The following is a 24,410-nucleotide window of genomic DNA, read 5'->3' on the forward strand; positions in this document are numbered from 1 at the left end:
TTTAGGTAGTATAGTAGGTTAAGGATAGTTTGCCATTAATCTTCTATACGAGTGGTTTTTGCTACTGGCACCTTGCATGATAGTATGCTTGAGATTGCCCCCAGGTCTTTCTCACGAGCAAGGGGGTTCTATCTAATTTGATAGAACTCCCCGCCCTCTATCACTTCCTTGTGTTCTTCCAACCGGGTTTTAGCCTGTTTTAAAGATCAATCCCGCAGTTAGCCAAAAACAGTAGGATCTTTTTGCTGGCTTTCTTAAATCCACAAAGCAAATGTTCGAATAAGTTGCTCGAAGATAGACTGGGCCACTGATTCTCGCCGGATAAGTTAGCTTATCTAGCTTATCAGTTCGATAGACCCGATCCACGTCAGCTTTGTCTGGAGCAATACCCGTCAGTTTGTAAATTTACTCCAATGATACTCTAAGTATCGGGCCCATAAAATGGATTGCAATAAAGGAGTGTTCTACCGAATACAGCCGTTCAAATGCTCTTCCATACAGATCAGCCATTCCCCTGCTAATCGGTACGGCTTGTGACGCTGAGTCAACACTTGTTTACATGAAAAAGATTATCACCAAGATTGTTGTGTTCTTGCTTCTTTGGTTTGGTCAGATTCATCAGAAAACGATATTACTATCATTGGACGCTTTAACAGTGCGAATACAATTTCATTTGCTTCTTTTAAGCACAAGCAATGGGGACGGGCTCATGCAGCTCAATTCTTGCTTCCTGCGCAGGGATTCAATTCTTGCTTGCACTTGTTATTCTGACCGTGTTTTAATAGCATCAATATTTTCACTACTTGTACCTTCGGCCGCCGATTATGGCGCAGGCTACTTTTCTTCTGTCATTGCGATAGGTTCGGTCAATCCCTTTTAGGCACCAGAAATAGCATGTTACTTGGGCTTGTTTTGCTCAATGGAGCAGAAGCTATCAAGATCTTCTTCTTTTCTTTTCCCCATCTGATACGGCAAGCGAAAATAACCAAGCTTTTTTGCCTGATCGATAAATACCCTGTTGCATTTTCAGGTATTGATAATTTTAATTCCAAACATAATGCGAAATACCCAAGCTATGGCCCAGGCACTTCCGCCTAACAAAAGTAACTGACCCAAAATGCGCTGGTCACTCAACAGATAGTTTGCACAAAGGCGATCAGGTAGGTCTAAATACAACCAACCTAGACGCATAAAGGTAGCCCAAAATTCCAGTTTGAAAACCCCTTGCGCAATAGGATGAAGCAATGGCCAGCTCAAACTAAGCGACATACCCATTATAAAGATAGTAACAAATTTTATTAGCTCGAAATACCATTCTGATATTGCAGCATCGAGGGCGCGCGGCAACATCCAGTAAGTCATGATAACAATAGCAAGCGCCATGCCTGTTATTCCCCACTGATTCCATGACGCTATCTTATTTTTCCAATTTTCAGGTAGTGATTTTCCAATCATCCACCCTATTATCGCTAATATCGGGATTTGGACCAGCATGTGTGTCACCATGCTCTGTTCCAGAAATTGCCGCAAGGGAGGTAAAGCCAGTGCAATAAATGCTGCCAGCAGCAGCCATTCCCGCTTAATCTTGTTGAACATTTTCTTTATTTAATGATTGGGTTAAATATTCTTTTAGCTCATTAAGCTGCTCAACACCAAAAATAGCAACTAATCTACCCGCTCGATCGATGACGTGATAACCTGCAGAATGCGTATAACCGCCATACTCATCAGGAATAACGATTACCTTAAAGAAATCAAGGATGGCTTCCTTCTGAGGTGAACTTGTGGGGCGTGCTGCCATCCAGTATCTAAGGTTGGCAGAAAAATGGGAAAGATGCTCTCTCAGTTTCTGAGGAGTATCTTTCTCTGGGTCAAAACTGATACTTATAAGCTGCAAATTATTTTTCTCTAATTCCGAAGAAAAATCTTTTTGCAAGTCTTTCAGGCTACTGCCAAGTATCAAACATACACTTGGGCAGCTGGTATAAATAAAATCAATAACTATAAATTGATTACGAAAATCGTGTAAAGCAATCATCTCCGAATCTTGATTCTGTAACCGCCAGTTAGGGATAGGACGAGGATTCTCGCGTACCTCAAGGCGGCGCGCTTCTTCAACAGTATAAGCGCGCCCCCCATCTGTACTTATCCAGAGAATGAGTAATCCAGCTATGACTATCAAGGTCGTTGCCAGGAATGTTCTCATGCTTTTTTGATTCTCCTTAGAAGAAAAAGCCGGAAATATCTTATATCAGACGCTTTGTCTGCTTACAACCAGTTTGCATTGACTCCTTAATGATACTTCAGGCACTTCTCTTATAATTCTCCCTGATAAGGGAGAATTATAATTCTAGCGTGGCTCAGCAGCTTTAGGCAAACTGAAGAGCGCACGGAAAGTAAATACTAACATGCCCAGCACAACCAATGCAGCCGCAACTGTGCCCACCTGCGCAAAAGTTACCCACTCTGCCATATGTGTTGCCCAGCGGCGAGGAATGCTGCTTGCACCGCTGGCAAGAAACACCATAGATGTCAAGAAGGCGCCTATTAAATAGGCGTAAAAACCCACGTTATCGGCCGCTTTAGGTTGCTCGCCTTGACGTCCTTCACCCGTCAAGTGATAGATAAAGCCGAACATCATTGGCAGTAATCCGAGTAACAAGTAGAAATGGAAATGCCCCGGTACCCACATGGTGTTATGAAATACCCTGTTAACGGTAACCATAGCATCCAGAATAGCTGGAATTACACCGGCTGCCCAGCCAAACATCGATAAGAACAACAATTTTGTAGTAGTGCTCCATTGAATGCCAGAGCGATAAACAATCATCAATGCACCGTAACCGGTAACGACCAGAACCGGTATACCGCTACCAAAAGAAAGCACTTGCCCCACTATCAATGCCCATTGCGGCATGGGGAAATCCATCATCAAATGATGTGGATAAACCGCCATCACCATGAACACAATAGCGAACCAGGCTGCATAAAACACTTTACTGGTTTTCCATGGACGCCCAGTATAACGAGGAAGCAATTCGTATACCGCGGTAACAGAAGCGTAAATAGTAGCGTTAATGAAGACATGACCAAAGAAATAAATCAAATTTTTCATCAGCAATGCATCAGGCTGAAATTCTGGGTTATATAGATTGATCAGGCCCATGACCAATACCACCGCTCCAACTGCAATCCCCAAGAAGTTGACAATGAGAACCATGGTACCAGCTACGACAGTTGGTGGATGGGTAGTATCGACTGGCACTCTCCCAAAAAGTTGTGGGAGTCCGAGTGCTTTTGACAGGCTGCCAAAACTAGCCAGAATACCTCTGCCCATATCCAGGTAAAGAATCAAGAAGCCAGTTCCGATAATGAGCAATGCCAATTGAAAAACAGCTGCAGCACCAGTTGACCAGACCCCCATAGATTTTCCTGGCAAGGGATAGAGAAAGGTCCATGCACCGCCATAACCCCCTAGAAAAATAGAGCCCAAGAGCATGACCACGCCCGCCACAAAAACGAAGAAATTGATCCAGAAGATGGTGTTGCTTAAGCGCACATATTGCCGCAGAAAATACCATAACACACCTGTGGAGCCAATTCCCGCAGCACCTACGACTCCTACTCCATGGACTGTCATGATTTGATAAAACAAATCAGCGCCAATTTCCAGCCAAGTACCTTGTACTGCCCGCATGGTTAGCCCCGCTAACATCATCAACAGTAAGACTGCCAGACCCAAGATAAGATGCGCCTTGACCGCAATCAGAGCCTTTCTATTTTCTGATTCACTATATTCAATCTTTCTATTCGCTACTGCTGTACTACTCATAGTGCCCTCCACTCTTTAATTATCCTTGTTTACTGATGAACTGCTTATTTTACTGTTAGCTCGGTGATCATGGCATGATGAGCTACACCACAATACTCAAGACAGAGAATTTTATATTTCCCTGGTTTGTCAAAGGTATGAATCAGTTTGTTAGTGTAGCCCGGCATTGCCTGAGTCTGTCCTAGTAATTCCAGATTTTCATCATAAATACCGAAACCATGATTCACGTCTCCCGAGGTAACAAGGAATGTTACCGGTTTACCTGCTTCAACGGTGTTGGGTGTCATTGTCCAATACCACTGATAGGAATCGACTTTAACGACTTGATACTCATTCTCTTGATAGCCTTTCTTCTGATCGGGAATCGGGAACGGACTAAGAGAAAGATATGTAATGATAACCCCAAGTGTCAGTAGGAAAAAAAACCACTTGCCGCGGATCCCGTACCATTTTTTTGTAACTGTTGAATAATCTGCTTCAACCTTCTTTGAATTAACAAGGACGAAACAGAAAACTGCTGCTATTAAAGCCATGACCACAAGTGTAATGGCGTAGACTGTTGAGACCATTTTAAATTTCTCCCTCCATTTTTATTGATATACAGAATCGCGAATCTACATTTGATATAAAGTGATGTCAACTTATTCTTTTCATTAAAAAAATCCCTTTTTGTTTTGTGGTTTATTTCAGTGTGTCAGGGATAGCTTTCCTTTCGTCGCAGTTGGAACCTAAATAATTGAAGAACCAAGCGAGAGGAGATGAAACCAAAAAGTTATTCGCCAAAATTCAAGAGAGCAGTCATTTAGAAGATGATGTGACTCAATGCATTACTTGTTACAAAATTGCGTCAAGAAACAGGCATTATCTGATGTTACGCTGTACCATTGAAGAAAAACATACAAGTAACAGAGAAATCGCAGTGCCGGAAGATAACAGTCAAGCAGAGAATTGGTCAGCAGAAGATAATCTGGCTGTTATTATTGAAACAGCTGGGTTGAATAGCGCATAACTGAGCGAGTATTACCTTAGTAAAGGTTTCTACCCAGAACAGATTAATTCCGTATTTCCTATTAGAAAAATTTCCTAATGGAAGCCATTAGAATAAGCTGTTAAAAACAAGGATAATTTGTTAAGCTAGGGTGGTTTGATTCATGTACGTTTTTCTTCTGGATGATTCTCGTGGATTTTGATCTTCGCTTTACTAATAAAGAAATAACGGCCTGGAGTGGTATAGGATTGATAAATAAGATGCTGGGCCGAATTAGATTCAGTACCGCAATGGAAAGCTGTGGTTTGCCGCAGCCAGGCAGTAATCGTAGTTATGCACTGATTCAGCTACTTTTGCAGATCATGTTATCAAGTATGGTGTGGAGCAAACCGTTTTGAACAGACAGAAGTCACTCGGCATGATGCGGCATGAAAAAATCTGTTCGGTTTCACGCGTATGGCCGATTTCAAAGCAATCATGCGTTTGTCTAGGAAGTTTTCACCAAGCTCTACCATCATCCAGGTATTTGGTCAGTTGTACCGCTTTTTTTTTGCAACTTCTACGTTGATGGTTTAATACTGGATCTGGATTCAACAGTGATGATACGCTACCATCAGCAGGAAGGTGCGGCGCGCGGCTATAATCCACGTAAGCGCAGGCGCTATTTACACCATTCACGAACGGCCATGATTAGCAGACATTCGCATGGCAGGCAATTTATGGCTAAGGCCTGGCAACAGCCATAGCGCTAATAATCCATTGGCCTTTCTGAACGACAGTTTAGATAAGCTGGATGGCAACGGGCTCGCATTGCTGCGGGCAGATAGTGGTTGCAGTGAGAGCGCGTTTCCGGATGATTTAGACCGGCATGGCATGCATTATTTGATTGCTTTGCGCCTTAATCACGGCCATTGCAGAGAGCGCTGGCAGAAGAAACAGGCTGGTGGGCACTGGATGATGGCATAGAGTTAATCACTTTTGACTACCAGGCGCCAAGCTGAATAATACCACGCGAGGCGGTCGGTATCCGGCAAAAAATCGAGGAGCGGCCTGATGCTGATGGCAAGACATCGTCTTTATTTGCCGATTATCCAGCTTTTGCTCACTACCGCTACAGTGCTCTGGTCACCGATATGGATTTACCTAAAACCAAACTTTGGCATTTGTATCGTGTGGCCGTTCTGACTGTGAGAACCGTATCAAAGAAACTGAAATATGATTTTGGTTGAGAAAGCTTTAATCTCAAAGATTTCTGGGCCACTAAAGCTGTTTGTACTGACAGTGATGCCGGATTACAATTCAATGAGTTTGTTTCGTCTAGCGATATTGAGGAGCGATGCTGTTTCAGGTAAGGGTTAATGTTCTGCATACCCTCAAAACGCTGCGCTATAAGCTCTTTGCCAAAGCTGACTATATGATACCCATGCGGGTCGAAAAAAGATTTTAAAAAGACTTTTAATCTGATTGTCGCCACGCAACAACGCAAACGAATTGATGGTGTATGGGATAGACCCAAAATGATTGGTCTTCCGTTAAATTAACTCAATATTTACACCTCAGCCAGTCCTAATGGAAAATCTGGAATGAAAATTATGTGAACGTGCATCTCGCAGTCACCCACGGACATTATCCGCACGGTGCAGTGGTGGAGACACAGGATGAGGTAAGTGCATTCGCATCGTGAGGCAGACCGGCCGTTCTGTCTCCATAAATGTCACATACTCATTCTTGAGGTTTGCTTGAGTACAATAAAATTTACAGCCGCTGAAATTCATAAAGATATTTTCATAGAGAAGGGGATACTTTGAACACAGGCTTGTCCAGCAACTAGTTCAGATTGTAGCTCGCTTCGCTCTCACAATCTAACAAAAAATTTAACATAATTCGTCAGGTTTGCAATTATGGAGCAGTGACTCGACAGCAGTTCTAAGAGGCGACATGGGGATTACTAAAACTAATTCGCTCAAATTCTGAGCTGCTTTTTGGCTTAGTTGTGGCTTGTAGTTAGTTGAAAGACTAATAGCATTTTTATAACCTTGATTATTTACGATAACCTGGATTGTATTCACCTGTGAACCAAATTTCTTTAGCAATGACGGAGTAATATGTTTTAATTTGGCTGCTATAGCACTGCTGTCCACGTATATTACGAGTATTCCTTCGGAAAACTTACCAATAAGACATCGTTTAGCTAACTGAGGAGAAATAGTCTTTTGTAAAATACGTTGTATTTGAATTATTTGATTTGCTGAAACAAATAAATTCTGATGAGCTGGAGTTTTACTCAGGATATCAAGAAAATAACTTACTTTGCTTGCAGCCATATATTGTTTTATAGTGCCAGTTTAATTTTTCTTCAGCTCTCTTTTTGATGAAATCGGTGCTCAATTAGAAGATCAAGGAAATAATTTATCAGGTTATCTTTAGTCAAACTAGTCAAGCAATTAATTCATTAATTCTAAGAAAGGTTTGAATAAGATAAGCGTCATCTCGTATCATCTATAATTTCAAAACAGCAACGCGCCCCTTTCTTAACAATACATTCTTTATGCCCTTAGTATCTGCTTGCTTTTAGCAGAAAAGCTAGGAAGCTTAAATCAAGCGTGCAAATTCCTTAACATTGATTAGCCAGTTCGTGAAAAATACAGTTATTAACAATAATCTTCGCATACTGGTCAGTAATTTGACTCATATTTGCATCATAACCAAGTTCACATATTATAGCGGTCACTTCGTGCAACCTATCATTTGGGAAAGAATATTTAGAGCTACACGATATTCAAATTCTTTTGCCATCTGCTCTCCAAGCCCAGCAAAACAGACTTTCAGCTCCTGTTCATCTAGATTTTTATCCATCCAAGATAGGAGTAGCTTAGCAAGAAATGAATATTGTCTCTGAAAAAGCTCTAAGCCACTTGACGTTAAGGTATATACTCTACTCGGTCTACCCCCTGTGCTTTCCAGCACAGTACTCTGAATAAAACTACTACCTCTCAGACTAACAAGATGTTAATTTACAGCATTTCACAAGACGTCTAGGAAGGGAGATAATTCTTTCTATGGTTAAACCTTCGCGAGGACGGAGTAAAGCCGTAAGAAGTAATTGCTGACGCTGACCCAAAAGCGACAAAGCAGACATCTTGATTAATATTTAAGGAAATATGATACAAATTTACCGCTTACTTTTTTAATCTTGGTATTAGCAATCGCTGCAGTAGGCTGCATTTTCCTGGCCGCCAGAATATTCTCAGAACAGCTAGCGCCATGGTCTATATCCATCGTATATGCCTTATCAGGTGCAACTGGTTTGATTATGCTCATAATGGCCATTTTAGAAGACTCAGGTGATGGTCGTCTTATTGCTGCGCTGGGCTTGCTTGTCATCGCGGCACTAGTTGTTTTCTATCTTGCTCTATACATACAAAAGGCAATGTTGCACCTAAAAATATAGTAATCAATCATGCTGATGTTGCTGTAGCAAGCTTTCTTACGTTACTCAGCGTATTGCTTTAAGATATAAAAGGAAACAATACATGAAACACCCTATACCTCCAATGTGAGTTCATTTCCCCATTGCGGCTTGGTTTATCTCTACCATAGGAGATGCTGCAGGCTTATTCACAAATGAGCAGATAGTTGGGAGGCTGGGGTTTACTTGTAATTGAAGTACTCACTGCACTATTTGCCATGGTCATTGGTCTAATAAAAACCAGGAAAATTGATCAACAAAGCCCAGCAATAAAGATAAATATTGCTAATAACCATATGATGCTCACTTGGTCTTTTTATGCGGCAAGCTTGTTTTACGCCTAGAAGGAACGAATCCTGGTTAACCCAGGCATAATTGCCATTATAATATCTATCATCAGGTTTATTCTCCTTTATATTGCAGGATGGGGCTAGAAGGAAAATTAGTTTATGTACATGAGTCTAGCGTTCATTCTCACCGTTCCTAAAAAATATAATACCCTTCGCTAGTGTTTGATGATAGCTTTAGCCACATTATCTTCGCTTACCGATGGAAGCGTATTTTGGATAGTCGACGGCAGTATTTCAGGTCTATGTTCTAAAGCTAATTCCAGAACTTGATCTATCCATTTTACAGGCTGAATCTTGAGTTTGCTTTTTATATTGATAGGAATTTCCTTTAGGTCTTTAATATTATCTTCTGGGATTAGTACTGTCTTGATGCCACCACGATGAGCAGCTAATAATTTTTCTTTAAGTCCGCCTATAGGTAATACTTCCCCACGCAGCGTTATCTCACCTGTCATAGCAACAGTAGCTCGAACGGGTATTCCCGTTAACGCAGAAACCATAGCAACGCAAATACCGATACCTGCGCTTGGTCCATCTTTTGGTGTGGCACCCTCTGGCAAGTGAATATGAATATCTTTTTTTAGATAAAAATCTTCTGGGATGCCAAGTATTGTCGAACGACTTCTAACCACCGACAAAGCCGCTTGAATGGATTCTTGCATCACTTCGCCTAATTTCCCTGTATTAATTGTCTTTCCCTTACCAGGTAATGCCACTGCCTCAATTGCCAGCAGCTCCCCGCCCACTTCTGTCCATGCCAAGCCAGTAACTTGCCCAATTTGGTTTTTTTCCTCTGCCCTGCCATAAGCATAACGATGGACGCTCAAGTAATTAACAAGATTGCGTGAATTAATCGTTACTTTCTCTTTGTTCGCCTTTTTCTGACTTAATATGACTCTTACCACTTTACGGCAAATCTTAGAAATTTCTCGCTCCATCGCCCGGACACCAGCTTCCCGCGTATAATGACGTACGATATCTCGTAGAGCAGATTCAGAGATTATGAGCTCTCCTTCTTCAAGCCCATGGTTTTTCATTTGCTTAGGCAATAGATATCGTCTGGCAATGTTAAGTTTTTCATCTTCTGTATAACCTGATAACCGTATTACTTCCATGCGATCAAGCAATGCCGGAGGAATATTTAATGTATTAGCCGTCGCAACAAACATGACATCTGACAAATCATATTCCACTTCGATGTAGTGATCTACAAAAGTACTATTTTGCTCTGGATCCAACACCTCTAATAATGCAGATGCTGGATCTCCACGAAAATCCATTCCCATCTTATCGACTTCATCCAATAAGAAGAGCGGATTTTTGACACCAACTTTAGTCATATTCTGCAGGATTTTACCTGGCATCGATCCTATATAAGTACGACGATGACCTCGTATTTCTGCCTCATCACGTACTCCTCCCAGAGACATCCGTACAAATTTCCGGTTAGTCGCACGAGCGATAGATCTCCCTAGAGAAGTCTTACCGACTCCTGGAGGGCCAACTAGGCAAAGAATGGGTGCTTTTAGTTTGCTAACTCTTTGTTGTACCGCCAAATATTCAACTATTCTTTCTTTAATTTTTTCTAATCCGTAATGATCTTGCTCTAACACAGTTTCTGCCGTAAGAAGATCCTTACAAATTTTGCTTTTTAGCTTCCATGGAAGCGAAAGTAATGTGTCAATATAATTACGAACTACCGTTGCCTCAGCAGACATCGGTGACATAAGACGCAATTTCTTTAACTCTGACTCAACTTTCGCAAGTGCCTCTTTAGGCAGAGAGGCGGCTTTAATTCTTTTTTCGATCTCTTCTAGATCAGCTCCTTCTTCGCCTTCCCCCAGTTCTTTTTGGATGGCTTTAACTTGTTCGTTCAAATAGTAATCGCGCTGACTCTTCTCCATCTGACGCTTAACTCTTCCACGAATACGCTTTTCTACTTGAAGAATATCAAGCTCCGTCTCCAATAAACCAAGCAAATGCTCTAACCGCTGCTGCACATCAAAAATTTCAAGTATTTCCTGCTTTTTCTCTAATTTCAGCGGCAGGTAGGCTGCAATAGTATCAGCCAGTCGTCCAGCCTCATCAATACCTGTAAGTGATGCCAGAATTTCAGGTGGTATTTTCTTATTTAATTTTACAAACTGATCAAATTGAGATATTAGAGCACGCCGGGCAGCCTCTATTTCTGGTGTATTAGCAGGTTCAATCGAGATCTGAAGTGCCTTTCCTGAAAAATAGGATTCGGAGTCGATAAATTCTAAAATACGCCCCCGATAACTTCCTTCTACCAGCACCTTAACAGTGCCATCAGGAAGCTTAAGCATCTGAAGAAGGCTCGAAACACAGCATATGTCATAAAGGTCGCGTGGTGTAGGGTCATCCTTGGCCGCTGATTTCTGAGCAACTAGCAGAATATTCTTACCAGATTCCATCGCAAGTTCCAATGCCTTGATGGATTTTGGACGCCCGACAAATAGTGGAATCACCATATGTGGGAAAACAACTACATCACGTAATGGCAATAATGGCAAAATCAATTGATTGGATTCGTTATCGTTAGCTTCCGAAGTCATATTTGTACTTTAGATTAAGCACCATTCGTCTATCATGGTGACATTCAAAAATATAGAAGTAGATATACTAGAGTGTATAGTAGTTATTTCATGTGCCTTTAAATTTGATGTTTTATACCAGCTTCACTCTAAATCTATTTATTTTACTTGGTCATCATCATTCTTTAAGCTTGTTTTGAATTCTTAGTAATCTTTGGTTGCTCTGAGTAAATCAAAATTGGTTTGATGTCACTATTTACAGATCCATGATCAATTACAACTTTAGAAACCTTCTCAAGAGAAGGTAAATCATACATGATATCAAGTAATATCTCTTCCAAAATTGATCGCAAGCCACGTGCACCAGTTTTACGCATCAATGCTTTCTTAGCTATTGCTTTGAGCGCTTGCTCCCGGAATTCTAATTCAACCCCTCCTTCCATGTTGAACAGTTTCCAGTATTGCTTGACTAGAGCATTTTTAGGTTCAGTTAAAATTTGGATGAGAGCAGTCTCATTAAGTTCATCTAATGTTGCAATGACTGGCAAACGTCCAACAAACTCTGGAATCAAACCATACTTAATTAGATCTTCAGGCTCAACAGCTTTTAATACTTCATTAATCTCTTTATGATTATTACGGTTGATTATTTCAGCGCCAAAACCTATACCACCTTTTTCTGATCGCGACCGTATTATTTTATCGATGCCATCAAAGGCTCCCCCACAAATAAATAAGATATTGGTGGTATCTATTTGAATGAATTCTTGATTAGGATGCTTACGTCCACCTTGGGGAGGGACTAAAGCAGTTGTCCCCTCTATTAACTTTAACAAAGCTTGCTGCACACCCTCACCTGAAACATCTCGCGTAATAGAAGGATTATCAGATTTACGCGAAATCTTATCTATTTCATCAATGTAAATAATACCGCGTTGAGCCTTTTCTACATCATAGTTACACTTCTGCAATAATTTCTGAATGATATTCTCAACATCTTCTCCCACATATCCTGCTTCGGTCAGCGTTGTTGCATCTGCAATAATAAATGGCACATCTAATAATCTTGCCAATGTTTGTGCTAGCAGCGTTTTACCGGAGCCAGTGGGGCCAATTAAAAGAATATTGCTTTTTGCAAGCTCAATATCATCAGTATCACTGATTTTAGTTAAATTTCTTAAACGCTTATAGTGGTTGTAGACAGCTACAGAAAGAATTTTCTTGGCTGATTCTTGACCGATAACATATTGATCAAGAATCTTACATATTTCACGAGGTGTGGGTAAATTAGATTTTACTAATTTCGTAGTTTCATTAAGTTGCATTTCCTCACGAATAATGTCATTACACAGATCAATACATTCATCACAAATAAACACAGACGGTCCCGCAATGAGCTTCCTCACCTCATGCTGACTTTTGCCACAAAAGGAACAATAGAGAAGTTTATCGCCATCCATTTTTTCAGACATAATTTGACTCCATGACCATTGAGCAATGCCACTTTAATAAAGAAATAAAACTATTCAAATCTAATTACACCTCTTCGGGCATAAATCCCATTCATTTCTTATAATCTCTACTGGTTAGTACAGCATCTACGAGACCATATTGTACCGATTCTTCAGCGCTAAAAAAATTATCACGATCCGTATCTCTTTCGATAGTTTCTATAGATTGACCCGTATGCTTAGCTAAGATATCATTCAAACGACTTTTTAGATACAAAATCTCCTTAGCATGAATTTCTATATCCGAGGCTTGTCCCTGAAACCCTCCCATAGGTTGGTGAATCATGACGCGAGAGTTAGGCAAACAAAAGCGTTTACCTTTTGCTCCAGCCGTCAACAATAAAGAACCCATACTTGCTGCCTGACCAATACAAAGCGTGCTGACATCCGGTTTTATAAATTGCATGGTGTCGTAAATAGCCAATCCCGCAGAAACCAGACCACCAGGAGAGTTGATATAAAGATTAATATCTTTATCCGAACCCTCTGATTCTAAAAATAAAAGCTGAGCTACAATTAAGTTTGCTGACGCTTCAGTAACAGGCCCTACAAGGAAAATAATCCTTTCTTTTAATAATCGGGAATATATATCATAAGCACGCTCACCTCTCCCACTGGTTTCAATAACCATTGGGACCAAACCTAAACCTCTCGTATCCAAAATAGCTCTCTCTCCTGATTAAGCTGATGCTTGAGAATATCCCATCAAATCTTCAAAAGTCATCTCTTGATCAATTACTTTAACTTGCTCCAATGCCCACGAAACGACATTATCTTCCAATACTAATGACTCAATCTCTCTCAAACGCTCAGGTGATGAATAATGCCACTTAATCACCTGTTCAGGGTTCTCATAACTCTGAGCATAATACTCTACACATTTCTTTGTCTGTTCCGGTGTAACATTCAAATTATGGAGTTTTACAATTTCAGCTAAAATTAAACCCAATTTCACTCGTCGCTCAGCTCTTTCCAAAAATATTTCAGGAGAGAGAGGAATATCCTTACCAGCTATCCCTTTTGTTGCAAGATTGTTTTTAGTATCCTGAATCAAATAGTTTACTTCTTGCTCAACTAAAACTCTGGGAACATTACATACCGTCGTATCGAGTAAGCCCTGCATGATTTGTTCCTTCAGTTTTGCTCGTGTCCTTTGCACAACTTCACGCTCAAGACTTAATCGAATTTCCTCATACATTTTCTGTATGTCGCCATCTTCGATACCAAGTGATTTGGCAAACTCATTATCAATATCCGTCAATATAGGCGCCTCAACCTTGTTAAGCCTGATATCAAATGTAACAAATTTTCCTGCAATTTCCTTATCATGATAATCAGCTGGAAAATTCATCTGAAAGGATTTATCATCTCCCGCGCTCATACCGATAATAGCATCTTCAAAATCTTTTAAAATATTTCCATCACCTAGAATCAAAGTAAAATCTTTTGCCGTGCCGCCATCAAATTCAACCCCATCGATCAGGCCTTTATAATCGATATTAACTCGATCACCATGTGCTGCAGGACGATTAGTCAATTCGTATTTGGCTCTCTGTTTTTGCAAGATATGTAATGTTTTTTCAACTTCTTGATCACCGATTTTTACGGCAGGCTTACTGACATTAAGTGCACTCAGATCCCCAAGCCTTATATCCGGATAGACCTCAAATGTTGCACTAAATTCATAATGAACATTATTTTCTTCAGACTGCTTAGCCTTAAAATGCGGGGCCCCTACAATTCGTAAACTTTGCTGCTGAATCGCTTCTTGAAAGTGCTTTTGTAACATTTCTCCCAGCACTTCCTGGCGCAATTGCGCACCAAATTGTTGAGCCACTATTTTTAGCGGCACTTTACCGGGACGAAAACCTTGTATTTTTACTTTCCCAGCCAAGCGCTTTAGACGGGCATCTAATTCCACTTGGATTTTTTCTTGAGAAATCGAAATATCAATATTTCGTTCCAGAGGATTGGGATTTTCAACGTTTGATTGCATTAAACCTTCCTAAATAACCGCTACTAATAATTGCAAGACGAATAACTCGTTTTTATGTAGTTTAAACAGAAATGGACTCAATTTTGATTTTCTGGTGCGAAAGGGGGGACTCGAACCCCCACACCTCATCGGCGCCAGAACCTAAATCTGGTGCGTCTACCAATTCCGCCACTTTCGCGCCTTATGCTGCTTCTTGTACTTTTTAATTATACCTTGTTATTCATAATATCACAGCCGGACTACTTTGCTTCTTGACAAGATATTATTTTACCGCTTATTCCCTTACTATCAGGCCCCATGAAGAAAAGATAAGCTCTCATCAGATCCTGAGGTTGAAGCAGTAGTTGTTTTGTCTCACCCGGGTGAGTTTTCATGCGCTGAGGTGTATGAACAGGGCCAGGAATGAGTGTATTAATACGTAAATTTGGCCATAATTCCCATTCTTCGGATTGAATTTTAACTAATGCTTCTATACCCGCTTTAGCAACTGCAAATCCACCCCAGTAAGCAGAAGGTTCATGACCATGTGTATCTGATGTCATAATAACGCTAGCATCAGAAGATGCTTTAAGCAATGGCAAGCAAGCTCGAGTAAGCGTAGCAGGTGCAAGTAAGTTAACTTGCATGGTTACTTGCCATTGCTCAAGCGTATGGTTCTCCAATAGCATTGGGCCAAAAGTAAAAGCAGCATTATGCAATATGCCATCTAATCTCCCCAGTTGTGATTCAATTGCATCAGCAATGGCTTGAAAATCTTTCTCGACCGCTTTCTCAAAATCAAAAGGAAAAATGACTGCCTCTTCTCTACCTAGTGCTTGAATGTCATCATAGACATGTTCTAGCTTCTCAACTTTACGGCCATGCAAAATTACCGTAGCACCATGAGTTGCGTAAGCTATCGCAGCAGCTCGTCCAATCCCTTGCCCAGCTCCAGTAACTAAAATTACTCGCTTGCTCAGCAAATCTTTTTCGGCTTGATAATGCTTTAGATTATCCATTAAAAATATACAATATCTTGGAAAATGATGTATTTTATAACCATTCATGCAAAATTAATTGCAATACCCTGCTGTTGTTTGTTAAACAAAAAGAGAGCAAGGTCAATTAATTCCTAAAAAAGCTTTTTGACGCCGGAGAACAGATAATATATGAAGAGCTAATGTTTAAAAAATTAAACGCTACAGCACCAGATTACTAAAGCAAAATCTGCCGCTGTAGCGATCCTATCACAATCAAAAAGAATAGAGTTACATTTCCATGCCGCCCATGCCGCCCATGCCGCCCATACCCGGAGCGCCATGACCAGCAGCTTCTTCTTTCGGCAACTCTGCTACCATTGCATCAGTGGTCAGAATGAGACCAGCAACAGAAGCCGCGTTTTGTAACGCTGAACGGGTGACTTTGGTAGGATCCAACACTCCCATAGCAACCATATCTCCATATTCTCCTGTGGCAGCGTTGTAACCAAAGTTACCGCTACCTTCTTTCACTTTATTTGCTACTACTGAAGGCTCATCACCACTGTTAGCCACAATCTGACGTAATGGTTCTTCTAATGCACGTAAAACAATTTTAATACCTGCATCTTGATCGTGATTTTCACCTTTCATTTCACTTATGGTGCCAATAGCGCGCAACAAGGCTACCCCCCCTCCAGGGATGATTCCCTCTTCGACTGCTGCACGTGTGGCATGCAACGCATCTTCGACACGGGCTTTTTTTTCTTTCATCTCCACTTCGGTTGCAGCGCCTACTTTAATAACGGCCACCCCACCTGCCAATTTTGCCACCCGCTCTTGAAGTTTTTCCTTATCATAATCACTCGTAGCTTCTTCGATTTGAGTACGAATTTGGGCCACGCGCGCCTCAATATTGTTAGCACTACCTGCACCATCGATAATGGTAGTATTCTCTTTTCCGATCTCGATGCGTTTAGCTTGCCCCAAATCTTCCAGTTTAGCCTTTTCGAGGGACAGCCCAACTTCCTCAGCAATTACGGTGCCGCCTGTCAGGATGGCAATATCTTCCAACATTGCTTTACGACGATCGCCAAAACCTGGTGCTTTAACTGCGCAGGTTTTAAGTATGCCACGTATATTGTTCACTACCAGTGTAGCCAGCGCTTCCCCATCTACATCCTCAGCAATAATCAATAACGGTTTACCCGACTTGGCTACTTGTTCCAGCACTGGCAACAAATCACGGATATTGGAAATTTTCTTGTCGTGCAACAAAATATATGGATTTTCCAGTAATGCGATTTGTTTTTCCGCACTACTAATAAAATAAGGAGAAAGATAGCCACGATCAAATTGCATACCTTCGACTACTTCAAGCTCATTTTGCAACCCTGAGCCATCTTCAACCGTAATGACCCCTTCTTTACCCACTTTTTCCATTGCCTCGGCAATGATTTTGCCTATTTCTGTATCAGAATTGGCTGAAATACTACCAACCTGCGCAATTTCCTTACTAGTGGAACATGGCTTGGAAAGTTTTTTTAAATCTTCAATAGTGGCTATAACTGCTTTATCAATACCGCGTTTTAAATCCATTGGATTCATACCAGCTGCGACATAACGCATCCCTTCTTTTACGATGGATTGCGCCAATACTGTCGCGGTAGTGGTACCATCGCCAGCCACATCAGATGTCTTGCTCGCGACTTCCTTAACCATCTGGGCGCCCATATTTTCAAATTTATCTTTCAGTTCGATCTCTTTCGCTACTGAAACGCCATCTTTGGTGATCGTAGGCGCGCCATAAGAACGCTCCAGCACCACATTACGTCCCTTTGGACCCAAAGTAACCTTAACCGCATCTGCTAAAATGTTAACCCCATTAACCAAATTATGACGGGCCACATCCCCAAATCTTACTTCCTTTGCTGCCATAATCTTTCTCCTAATTTACAATTAATTATTTAATCGCTAGCAATCCTGCATCCAATTATCCTTCGATCACTCCCATGATGTCTTCTTCACGCATTACCAGGTATTCATCACCTTTTATCTTAACGCTTTGGCCAGCGTATTTTCCAAACAGCACTTTGTCTCCCACTTTGACTTCCAGCGCGCGAATTTTCCCATCATCTCCCACTTTACCTTTTCCTACCGCAATAACCTCACCTTGATCTGGTTTTTCTGCCGCAGTATCGGGAATTACAATTCCAGAAGCAGTCTTGCGTTCTTCTTCCAACCGCTTGACAATAACACGGTCATGTAACGGGCGAATATTCATAGTAGTTTCTCCTAATAGTGATTAAAAACATGAACATCAGTAAATTGATAATATTGACCTGGACATAGTAAGTCCTATCGAAGTGTTAGCAATAAATATAAGTATTATTAGCACTCATCACCGACGAGTGCTAATAATAGAATCTATTAATGGGAATTTCAAGTCAATGAGTAATAAAAATTTATCAGATCGTAGTCAGCAAGCTGTTTGGCACCCCTGCACCCAAATGAAGCAGCATGAAAACCTTCCACCTATATCTATTATAAAAGGACAAGGAGTCTGGCTATATGATTCCGATGGCAATCGTTATCTCGATGCGATCAGCTCATGGTGGGTCAATCTGTTTGGTCATTGCCATCCCTATATTAATAGCGCGCTGAATGATCAACTCAGCAAACTTGAACATGTCATGCTGGCTGGTTTCACCCATGAACCGGTGGTATTGCTATCAGAGCGCTTAAGTAAATTATCCCCAGGAGACCTGGGGCATTGCTTTTATGCCAGTGATGGGGCCTCGGCTACTGAGATTGCCTTGAAAATGAGTTTTCATTATTGGCAACAATGCGGCTTGACCCAAAAAACTGACTTTATTAGCCTGCAAAATGGCTATCATGGCGAAACTCTGGGGGCGCTTGCAGTGACCGATGTTGCCCTTTTTAAACAAATCTATGCGCCATTACTGCGACATACCCAGCATATGCCTTCGCCAGACTGGCGCAATGCCTTGCCAGGAGAATCCCCCAAAGATTATGCTTTAAGAGTCGCTAATGAGCTGGAAAACTATCTAGCTGAACATCATGCACACACTGCAGCGCTGATTCTTGAGCCACTTATTCAAGGGGCTGCAGGAATGGCCATGTATCATCCCGCTTACCTCAAACGCGCCCGAGAAATTTGTGATAAATATCAGGTACATTTAATTGCTGACGAAATTGCGGTTGGATTTGGTCGGACAGGAACAATGTTCGCTTGCGAGCAAGCCAGCATCACCCCGGATTTTTTATGTTTATCCAAAGGATTAAGTGGCGGTTATTTGCCGCTTTCGGTCGTTTTAACCTCGCCGAATACATTCCAGGCTTTTTATCATGATAAGACTTCACAGGCTTTTCTGCATTCACATTCTCATTCAGGTAATGCTCTGGCGTGTCGCGCAGCTCTGGCAACACTCGATCTATTCGAGCAAAACAACATTATTGCATCCAATCGTGCCAAAGCGAGCTATCTCAACCAATTAACGCAATCATTGCAATCTCACCCAAGAGTAAAAAACTTCCGCAACTGCGGCATGATTTGGGCATTCGAAGTAATTACGGATGATCCTGACTTTACGAATACTTTTTTTAAAAAGGCTCTCGACAAACAACTATTACTGCGGCCACTCGGCAATACCGTATACTTTATGCCGCCATATATCATCAATGAGGATGAAATGACATGGCTGGTAAAAAATGTTGCACTCATTCTGGATACATTTTGAACTAAAAAAGGCAACTACCGTATGCAACTTACCTTTCTAGGCGGTGTCAGTGAAGTCACTGGCTCAAGCTATTTGATCGAAACAAGCCATACACGTTTTCTGGTTGATTGTGGCATGTTCCAAGGAGGGCGTGAGGCAGATCACAAGAATAGAGCTGCTTTCAATTTTGATCCAGAACAGATTGATTTCGTTTTGCTCACCCATGCTCACATTGATCACTCCGGCCTCTTGCCACGCCTCAGTTCTTGGGGATTCAGAGGTCCAGTCTTTGCCACTGAAGCGACTGTCGACTTGCTCAAAGTCATGCTCAAAGATAGTGCTTATATTCAGGAAAAAGAGGTTGAATGGCACAACAAATCTAAACGACGTAAGCGCCAACTCTCCGGTTACGAGGAAGCCCCACTTTATACAGTAGCGCAGGCAGAAGCTTTTCTTAGGCAATTGCGTAGTGTGAACTATGATGCAGAAATCCCCCCCCACCCAACAGTACGTTGTCGATTCCGTGATGCAGGCCACATATTGGGTTCCGCCATTATTGAGCTATGGGTAGAATCTGGCAAAAAACAGAAGAAGCTGGTATTTTCAGGTGATCTGGGGCAGCCTGGCCATCCTATCGTGCGTGATCCAACGCCCATTCAACAGACCGATATCCTGCTAATAGAATCAACCTATGGTAATCGCCTTCACAGAACTATGCCGGATACCATTGATGAGCTGGTACATGCCATTAATGACACACTGCACCGCAAAGGCGGCAATATCATCGTGCCTGCTTTTGCTGTAGGACGCACACAGGAATTACTCTTTCTACTAGTAGATCTCCACCGTCAAGGCAGGCTCGGAGAAATGAATATCTATGTAGATTCCCCCATGGCACTGGCAGCTACAGGTATTACTCTTCAGCATATCCATTTACTGGACAAAGAAGCAACCGAAACACTGCAGTGGTTCAACAATAGTGGCCATCAATTAAAAATAAATTTCGTCCAAGAAGTGGAAGATTCGATCACACTCAACACAATACAGCAAGGCGCCATCATCATTTCGGCTAGTGGCATGTGTGAAGCGGGACGTATCAAATATCATCTCAATTATAATCTTCCCAGACCTGAATGCACCATACTCATCACGGGTTTTCAAGCAGCGGGAACACTGGGGCGCAGATTGGTTGACGGGGTAAAGCAAATACGTCTCTTCGGTGAAGAGTTACCTGTCCGCGCGGATATCTATACTATTGGAGGTCTTTCTGCGCACGCGGATCAAGCAGGCTTACTAAACTGGCTAAGTCACTTCAACCAAGCGCCAGAAAAAACTTTTATTGTTCATGGCGAACCGGGCAATGCTGCGGCCTTAGCGAGCGCTATCGAACAAAAGCTCACATGGCACGCCACCGTACCACAACGATTAACCTCGATTCTACTTTAAAACCACAAGCTAAAATGCCAAATTCCAGAAATATACATTAAACCGCCGATGAGCTATCAACCTACATTCCTCTTTTAACCCGAATTGGAAGCCAAATGAAAGGTTGGCAAATCGAGAACTGGTGGATTTTTTGGTCCGGCTGCAAAGATTTTGTCGATAATGTAGCGTACCAAGGTAGGCCAACGTTCCACTTTTGGCAACTGAGGCGCATTTGCTAGAATGAAATCAAAACCCTTACGGATACTGCTGATCATTGTTTTGATTTGATCACCCGCCTCATGAGTTAATGTAAGCAATAGTCGAGATTGACCTGCATGTCGAGTCAGACGAGCAACCCCATTTAGTAGTAAAGGGCGACTGGTAATTGCTTCCAGATGTGTTTTGGGGTGTGCCAGGCGAACATACCCGCTCCACCAGTTATAAATGAGCGCGACTGCTCGTGCTGAGAGGTTACAGCGCTCCAGGTCATGAGTGGTATAGCCACCCCAACCCCATTGGTTTTTCAACTCATCAAAGCCATTCTCGCAATCTGCCCGATCCCGATACCATTGACCAAAGGCTTCCAATGAATAATCAGCACTGGTCACTAAAACAGCCTATTCCCATACTTTGATCTTATCTAGATGGTCAACGAAGTGCAGGGTTCCCTGTTGAGTATCAGCATTCATTTCGACTGCCAGATTGTTTTTGACTTGACGCCGCAGCACCACTATCCGCCGCGCGCGACTCCAGCCTGCCAATTGGATTTGATCCTCTACTGCGTTAAAGCCTTGCCCCACAGGCTGCCACTGGTTTTGCTGCCATTTCCGCTCGATCAAACGTTTAATTCCAGCAGTCTGGCGCAGTTTGAACAGATAACGCTGATTAATCTGTTCCATTCCAGCCATCACGCCTTCATTGCCAAAAGCACTGTCGCCACGCACCAACGCAGGACGCTTTTCAAGAGCCAAGTCTTCGATTAACTGCCGCAGACGGGGTAGGCTATGTTTGGCAGCATGAGATTTACCGCTTTGCACTTCAACATCAAGCACCAGACGAACATTGCTAATCCAATACGTATGCAAGGTGTGGCTTGGCCGTCCCGGCTTGCTAGGATTGTAGCCGATCTCAGCACCTGTTTGACGGCCATATAACAGCTTGACGCTGCTATCAGCGTCAAGAATCCAGGCAGTATTCAAGGCCTCACGAGTACTCTCGCTGAGCGCTGTATCCATCCAGATCGTACTCTTCATCAGTTGAGCCAGGCAGACAGCACGTTGCGATTCATCGCAACGTTTGGGTAAACCTGGCGCAAGCGCACTCAGCGCGCGACGCAAGCTCTCATCGCTGACAATCTTGCCCATGCCAAGTATCTCAGGAGCCACTTCGTCTCCTGGTAGCCCGGCGATGTGGGCATAGCGTCGCTGCCCATCAAGAATGGAGAGCAACCAGGTACCCAGTAAATCAACCACAGCAGGCGCATTAGGACTCGTGTAAGAAAGCGGGCATCCTTCTACCCAACGGGCAAATAAGCCGGTAACTTCCAGGAATTCAGAAAAAAATGCCAACTGACCCATGGCTGTGGCACTTCCGTTTTCATCCCAGCGCACGTGAAATCGACCACCAGGAGTCGACAAACACATCTCCTCTGCAGATTGCTCCATCTCCTGCACGGCGTTACTTACCGCCTTTGCCGCTCCTTTTTCCTCAAAATCCTTTTCACCCATTGGGTGACTCCTTTATTCAGCCATAAAGCCTTGACAGTACTACGTTTTCGGTTGTTTTTATAGGTTCAACTGAGGAAAATAGGATCAATTACACTCACGTAATCAAATACCCGGTATTTATTCATGCCAACCGTAGATGAAGGCTTCCTACTTCAATTAATTGTAAAGAGCTGAACTTGGACTATGGGAACGCATCAATCAACATCCTGATGTGTAGTACCTAACCGATAAGACGACTTGAATGCCGTGTAAACATTCCACTTGAACAATGGTACGGTCTTGCTTAGTTCAGACACTTTCAAACTGATCGGCCATATCAAATTCATTAAGGTTCAGCTTCTTTACTCAGAGAGAAGTTGATATTTTTTAACTGCCAAATTGCCTATTTGCTTACCCATCGCTGCACCCACCATACCTGAGTTACGATAGTGCACACCATCATAAATGCGTGCATTGATCACTTCCTGCATCAAATCTTCGATGCTTGTCCAGCTTCGCACCGCATCTCCTGCGGCATGACTGGTTGTAGTCAATAATGGCATAGGACCTTCCCCGATTTCCGCTTGCAACACAGTACCCACAGCCGCAGCCACAATACAATGCGCGCAAGGATACTCGGGATGCATAGGAGTATCAATGAAAGGGAGCCAGGATGAGTCTCTTTCTGTTGCATCATTATCATCGATATCCCCGTTGCGAATTGCAGTGATGGGTCGCCAGAAACCATAATGATATTTAGCATCAAATACAGCTATCAACGCATCATCCGATGCTTGCGTGACTGTCGCAAACAAGCGCGCGTTCTGCGTAATGTTCCTTTCATGATCATTCGCCACTGAGCGTACGATAGCGTGATAAATCGGCGGCATAACTTCTTCCCAAAAACGGGCAACTTCGGTCTGTTGAGTAGTACGCTGCTGACTATCCTTACGACCGAGCGCTTTGATCTCATTGTAGTCGTGTGCCCATAATTCGCTCCCCAATGCAGGGGGTGGTCCCGGACGAAACTGAGCAGGGCCCGTCATCAGCCAAGGTTTACGTTGTGTCCATTGCGGGGCTTCTGGAATAATGGTTGGCACATACACACCTGGACTTGTATGTGGGCGATAAGTTTCTAACGTAGCTGCGCCATCATGCGCACGCAAAGTTAGAATCTCCGCTGCCGCTTTCTCGCCTATAGCAATACCCGCTGTTTTTGATCGCCCCCCAGCAATCACTTCAAGCGCAGCCTCATAGGCTTTCTCAATTACAGCTTGTTGGGATGGCACGAACCTTGACAAAATCGCATGGTTCACAGCGGCCACCGCAGCCTCAACTGAAGCTCCTGGGGCAGCTGTTAGCTTCAGATCACTTACTGGATACCGCTGAGTGATTGCATTAGTCGCTTCATAGACAGCCGCCTGCACCATTGCTAGTATCCGCTCAGCGGGCAAAGGTCCGACATTGCCATTAATAACGATATCACCAGCCAGCTGGTTCCATTCAGTTACTGCATCTGCTTGTACGCGCGAAATTGAAAATAACGAAATGACAGCCATCAATAATGCTATCTGTTGGCACGTGATGCTATTTTTCATACTGATCCTCATTTTCTAATCCAATACAAAACCTTAAAATTGTGTAAATACTAAAGCATATGGTCCTTAATTCAACCAGGCTGGTTACAGTTACAAGCTTCTCAACAAGCTCACGAGATTGTCTTTTATTCGCTAAGAATGGCTTAGAGAAGGTAATCTAGCTTATCATCGGTCTATCTAACGATCGACCGCCTACTCATTAAGTACAAGTCTGCCGCTGGCAGCACCTCACACGCCTGCTAAGCAGCTCTATTGACGATAAAAGAAACAAGAATATTAAACCT

Annotated in this window: 22 protein-coding genes and 1 tRNA gene; 7 read left to right on the forward strand and 16 right to left on the reverse strand. The window is 42.5% G+C overall.

Going from position 1 to position 24,410, the window contains the following annotated elements; genetic code table 11:
* Positions 1 to 1,026 precede the first annotated feature (1,026 nt).
* The 4 genes from AAW31_RS05885 to AAW31_RS05900 all read right to left on the reverse strand — a co-directional run bounded on the left by AAW31_RS05885 (position 1,027) and on the right by AAW31_RS05900 (position 4,365).
* Positions 1,027 to 1,596: a hypothetical protein gene (locus tag AAW31_RS05885; protein WP_046849532.1), complete on the reverse strand. Its 570-nt coding sequence runs from the start codon at positions 1,594 to 1,596 to the stop codon at positions 1,027 to 1,029.
* Entirely contained in the window at positions 1,580 to 2,206 is a 627-nt protein-coding gene (locus AAW31_RS05890) for an SCO family protein (protein WP_046849533.1), read from the reverse strand. The genes AAW31_RS05885 and AAW31_RS05890 overlap by 17 nt, the downstream gene beginning before the upstream one ends.
* Before the next feature lie 144 nt (positions 2,207 to 2,350).
* Complete coding sequence (locus AAW31_RS05895) at positions 2,351 to 3,832, reverse strand: cbb3-type cytochrome c oxidase subunit I (RefSeq protein ID WP_046849534.1); 1,482 nt, start codon at positions 3,830 to 3,832, stop codon at positions 2,351 to 2,353.
* A 44-nt stretch (positions 3,833 to 3,876) separates the two neighbouring features.
* On the reverse strand, positions 3,877 to 4,365 hold the full coding sequence (locus AAW31_RS05900) for a cupredoxin domain-containing protein (protein WP_235264504.1): 489 nt from the start codon (positions 4,363 to 4,365) through the stop codon (positions 3,877 to 3,879).
* Between the two features lie 335 nt (positions 4,366 to 4,700).
* Here AAW31_RS05900 and AAW31_RS21190 point away from each other — a divergent pair, with 335 nt between their 5' ends.
* The 4 genes from AAW31_RS21190 (at position 4,701) to AAW31_RS18845 (ending at position 5,786) form a co-directional block, all read left to right on the forward strand.
* Positions 4,701 to 4,841, forward strand: a complete 141-nt coding sequence (locus AAW31_RS21190) for a hypothetical protein (protein ID WP_158441407.1) — start codon at positions 4,701 to 4,703, stop codon at positions 4,839 to 4,841.
* Between the two features lie 170 nt (positions 4,842 to 5,011).
* Positions 5,012 to 5,218 (forward strand): hypothetical protein, encoded by a 207-nt coding sequence (locus tag AAW31_RS18835; RefSeq protein ID WP_148906873.1) that lies wholly within the window; start codon positions 5,012 to 5,014, stop codon positions 5,216 to 5,218.
* Between the two features lie 198 nt (positions 5,219 to 5,416).
* Positions 5,417 to 5,566, forward strand: a complete 150-nt coding sequence (locus tag AAW31_RS21195; protein WP_158441409.1) for a hypothetical protein — start codon at positions 5,417 to 5,419, stop codon at positions 5,564 to 5,566.
* Positions 5,526 to 5,786, forward strand: coding sequence for a hypothetical protein (locus AAW31_RS18845; RefSeq protein WP_052752110.1), 261 nt, complete (start codon positions 5,526 to 5,528; stop codon positions 5,784 to 5,786). The genes AAW31_RS21195 and AAW31_RS18845 overlap by 41 nt, the downstream gene beginning before the upstream one ends.
* A 908-nt stretch (positions 5,787 to 6,694) precedes the next feature.
* On the opposite strand, the gene AAW31_RS05915 is transcribed toward AAW31_RS18845, so the two are convergent.
* Positions 6,695 to 7,144 (reverse strand): DciA family protein, encoded by a 450-nt coding sequence (locus AAW31_RS05915; RefSeq protein ID WP_046849537.1) that lies wholly within the window; start codon positions 7,142 to 7,144, stop codon positions 6,695 to 6,697.
* Positions 7,145 to 8,013: 869 nt separating this feature from the next.
* On the opposite strand from AAW31_RS05915, the gene AAW31_RS05925 reads away from it, so the two are divergent.
* The gene (locus AAW31_RS05925; protein WP_235264505.1) at positions 8,014 to 8,271 is read left to right on the forward strand and encodes a hypothetical protein; all 258 of its coding nucleotides are present in this window, start codon (positions 8,014 to 8,016) and stop codon (positions 8,269 to 8,271) included.
* Positions 8,272 to 8,794: 523 nt separating this feature from the next.
* On the opposite strand, the gene lon is transcribed toward AAW31_RS05925, so the two are convergent.
* From lon to groES, 8 genes are all read right to left on the reverse strand, one after another.
* A complete protein-coding gene (gene lon / locus AAW31_RS05935) occupies positions 8,795 to 11,215 on the reverse strand; it encodes an endopeptidase La (RefSeq protein WP_046849538.1) in 2,421 nt (806 codons plus the stop codon).
* Positions 11,216 to 11,379: 164 nt separating this feature from the next.
* Positions 11,380 to 12,666 carry an ATP-dependent Clp protease ATP-binding subunit ClpX gene (gene clpX, locus AAW31_RS05940; RefSeq protein WP_046849539.1) on the reverse strand — a complete coding sequence of 429 codons (1,287 nt, stop codon included), beginning with the start codon at positions 12,664 to 12,666 and terminating at the stop codon, positions 11,380 to 11,382.
* Between the two features lie 91 nt (positions 12,667 to 12,757).
* Positions 12,758 to 13,336, reverse strand: coding sequence for an ATP-dependent Clp endopeptidase proteolytic subunit ClpP (gene clpP / locus AAW31_RS05945; RefSeq protein ID WP_082110549.1), 579 nt, complete (start codon positions 13,334 to 13,336; stop codon positions 12,758 to 12,760).
* Positions 13,337 to 13,384: 48 nt separating this feature from the next.
* Positions 13,385 to 14,701: a trigger factor gene (tig, locus tag AAW31_RS05950; RefSeq protein ID WP_046849541.1), complete on the reverse strand. Its 1,317-nt coding sequence runs from the start codon at positions 14,699 to 14,701 to the stop codon at positions 13,385 to 13,387.
* 92 nt (positions 14,702 to 14,793) lie between these two features.
* Positions 14,794 to 14,879, reverse strand: a tRNA-Leu gene (locus AAW31_RS05955).
* A gap of 61 nt (positions 14,880 to 14,940) precedes the next feature.
* Positions 14,941 to 15,699: an SDR family NAD(P)-dependent oxidoreductase gene (locus AAW31_RS05960; RefSeq protein WP_046851547.1), complete on the reverse strand. Its 759-nt coding sequence runs from the start codon at positions 15,697 to 15,699 to the stop codon at positions 14,941 to 14,943.
* Positions 15,700 to 15,948: 249 nt separating this feature from the next.
* Entirely contained in the window at positions 15,949 to 17,595 is a 1,647-nt protein-coding gene (gene groL, locus AAW31_RS05965) for a chaperonin GroEL (RefSeq protein WP_046849542.1), read from the reverse strand.
* A gap of 55 nt (positions 17,596 to 17,650) precedes the next feature.
* On the reverse strand, positions 17,651 to 17,941 hold the full coding sequence (gene groES, locus AAW31_RS05970; protein WP_046849543.1) for a co-chaperone GroES: 291 nt from the start codon (positions 17,939 to 17,941) through the stop codon (positions 17,651 to 17,653).
* 166 nt (positions 17,942 to 18,107) lie between these two features.
* Here groES and bioA point away from each other — a divergent pair, with 166 nt between their 5' ends.
* Positions 18,108 to 19,418, forward strand: a complete 1,311-nt coding sequence (gene bioA / locus AAW31_RS05975; RefSeq protein WP_046849544.1) for an adenosylmethionine--8-amino-7-oxononanoate transaminase — start codon at positions 18,108 to 18,110, stop codon at positions 19,416 to 19,418.
* Positions 19,419 to 19,439: 21 nt separating this feature from the next.
* Entirely contained in the window at positions 19,440 to 20,843 is a 1,404-nt protein-coding gene (locus tag AAW31_RS05980) for an MBL fold metallo-hydrolase RNA specificity domain-containing protein (protein WP_046849545.1), read from the forward strand.
* A gap of 74 nt (positions 20,844 to 20,917) precedes the next feature.
* Here AAW31_RS05980 and AAW31_RS22600 read toward each other — a convergent pair whose 3' ends face one another.
* The 3 genes from AAW31_RS22600 to AAW31_RS05995 form a co-directional block, all read right to left on the reverse strand.
* On the reverse strand, positions 20,918 to 21,430 hold the full coding sequence (locus AAW31_RS22600) for a hypothetical protein (RefSeq protein ID WP_235264496.1): 513 nt from the start codon (positions 21,428 to 21,430) through the stop codon (positions 20,918 to 20,920).
* 9 nt (positions 21,431 to 21,439) lie between these two features.
* Positions 21,440 to 22,549: a transposase gene (locus AAW31_RS19635; RefSeq protein ID WP_235264506.1), complete on the reverse strand. Its 1,110-nt coding sequence runs from the start codon at positions 22,547 to 22,549 to the stop codon at positions 21,440 to 21,442.
* Positions 22,550 to 22,890: 341 nt separating this feature from the next.
* Positions 22,891 to 24,126, reverse strand: coding sequence for a vanadium-dependent haloperoxidase (locus AAW31_RS05995; protein ID WP_046849546.1), 1,236 nt, complete (start codon positions 24,124 to 24,126; stop codon positions 22,891 to 22,893).
* Positions 24,127 to 24,410 lie beyond the last annotated feature (284 nt).

Source organism: Nitrosomonas communis (assembly GCF_001007935.1).
Classification (GTDB): Bacteria; Pseudomonadota; Gammaproteobacteria; order Burkholderiales; family Nitrosomonadaceae; genus Nitrosomonas; species Nitrosomonas communis.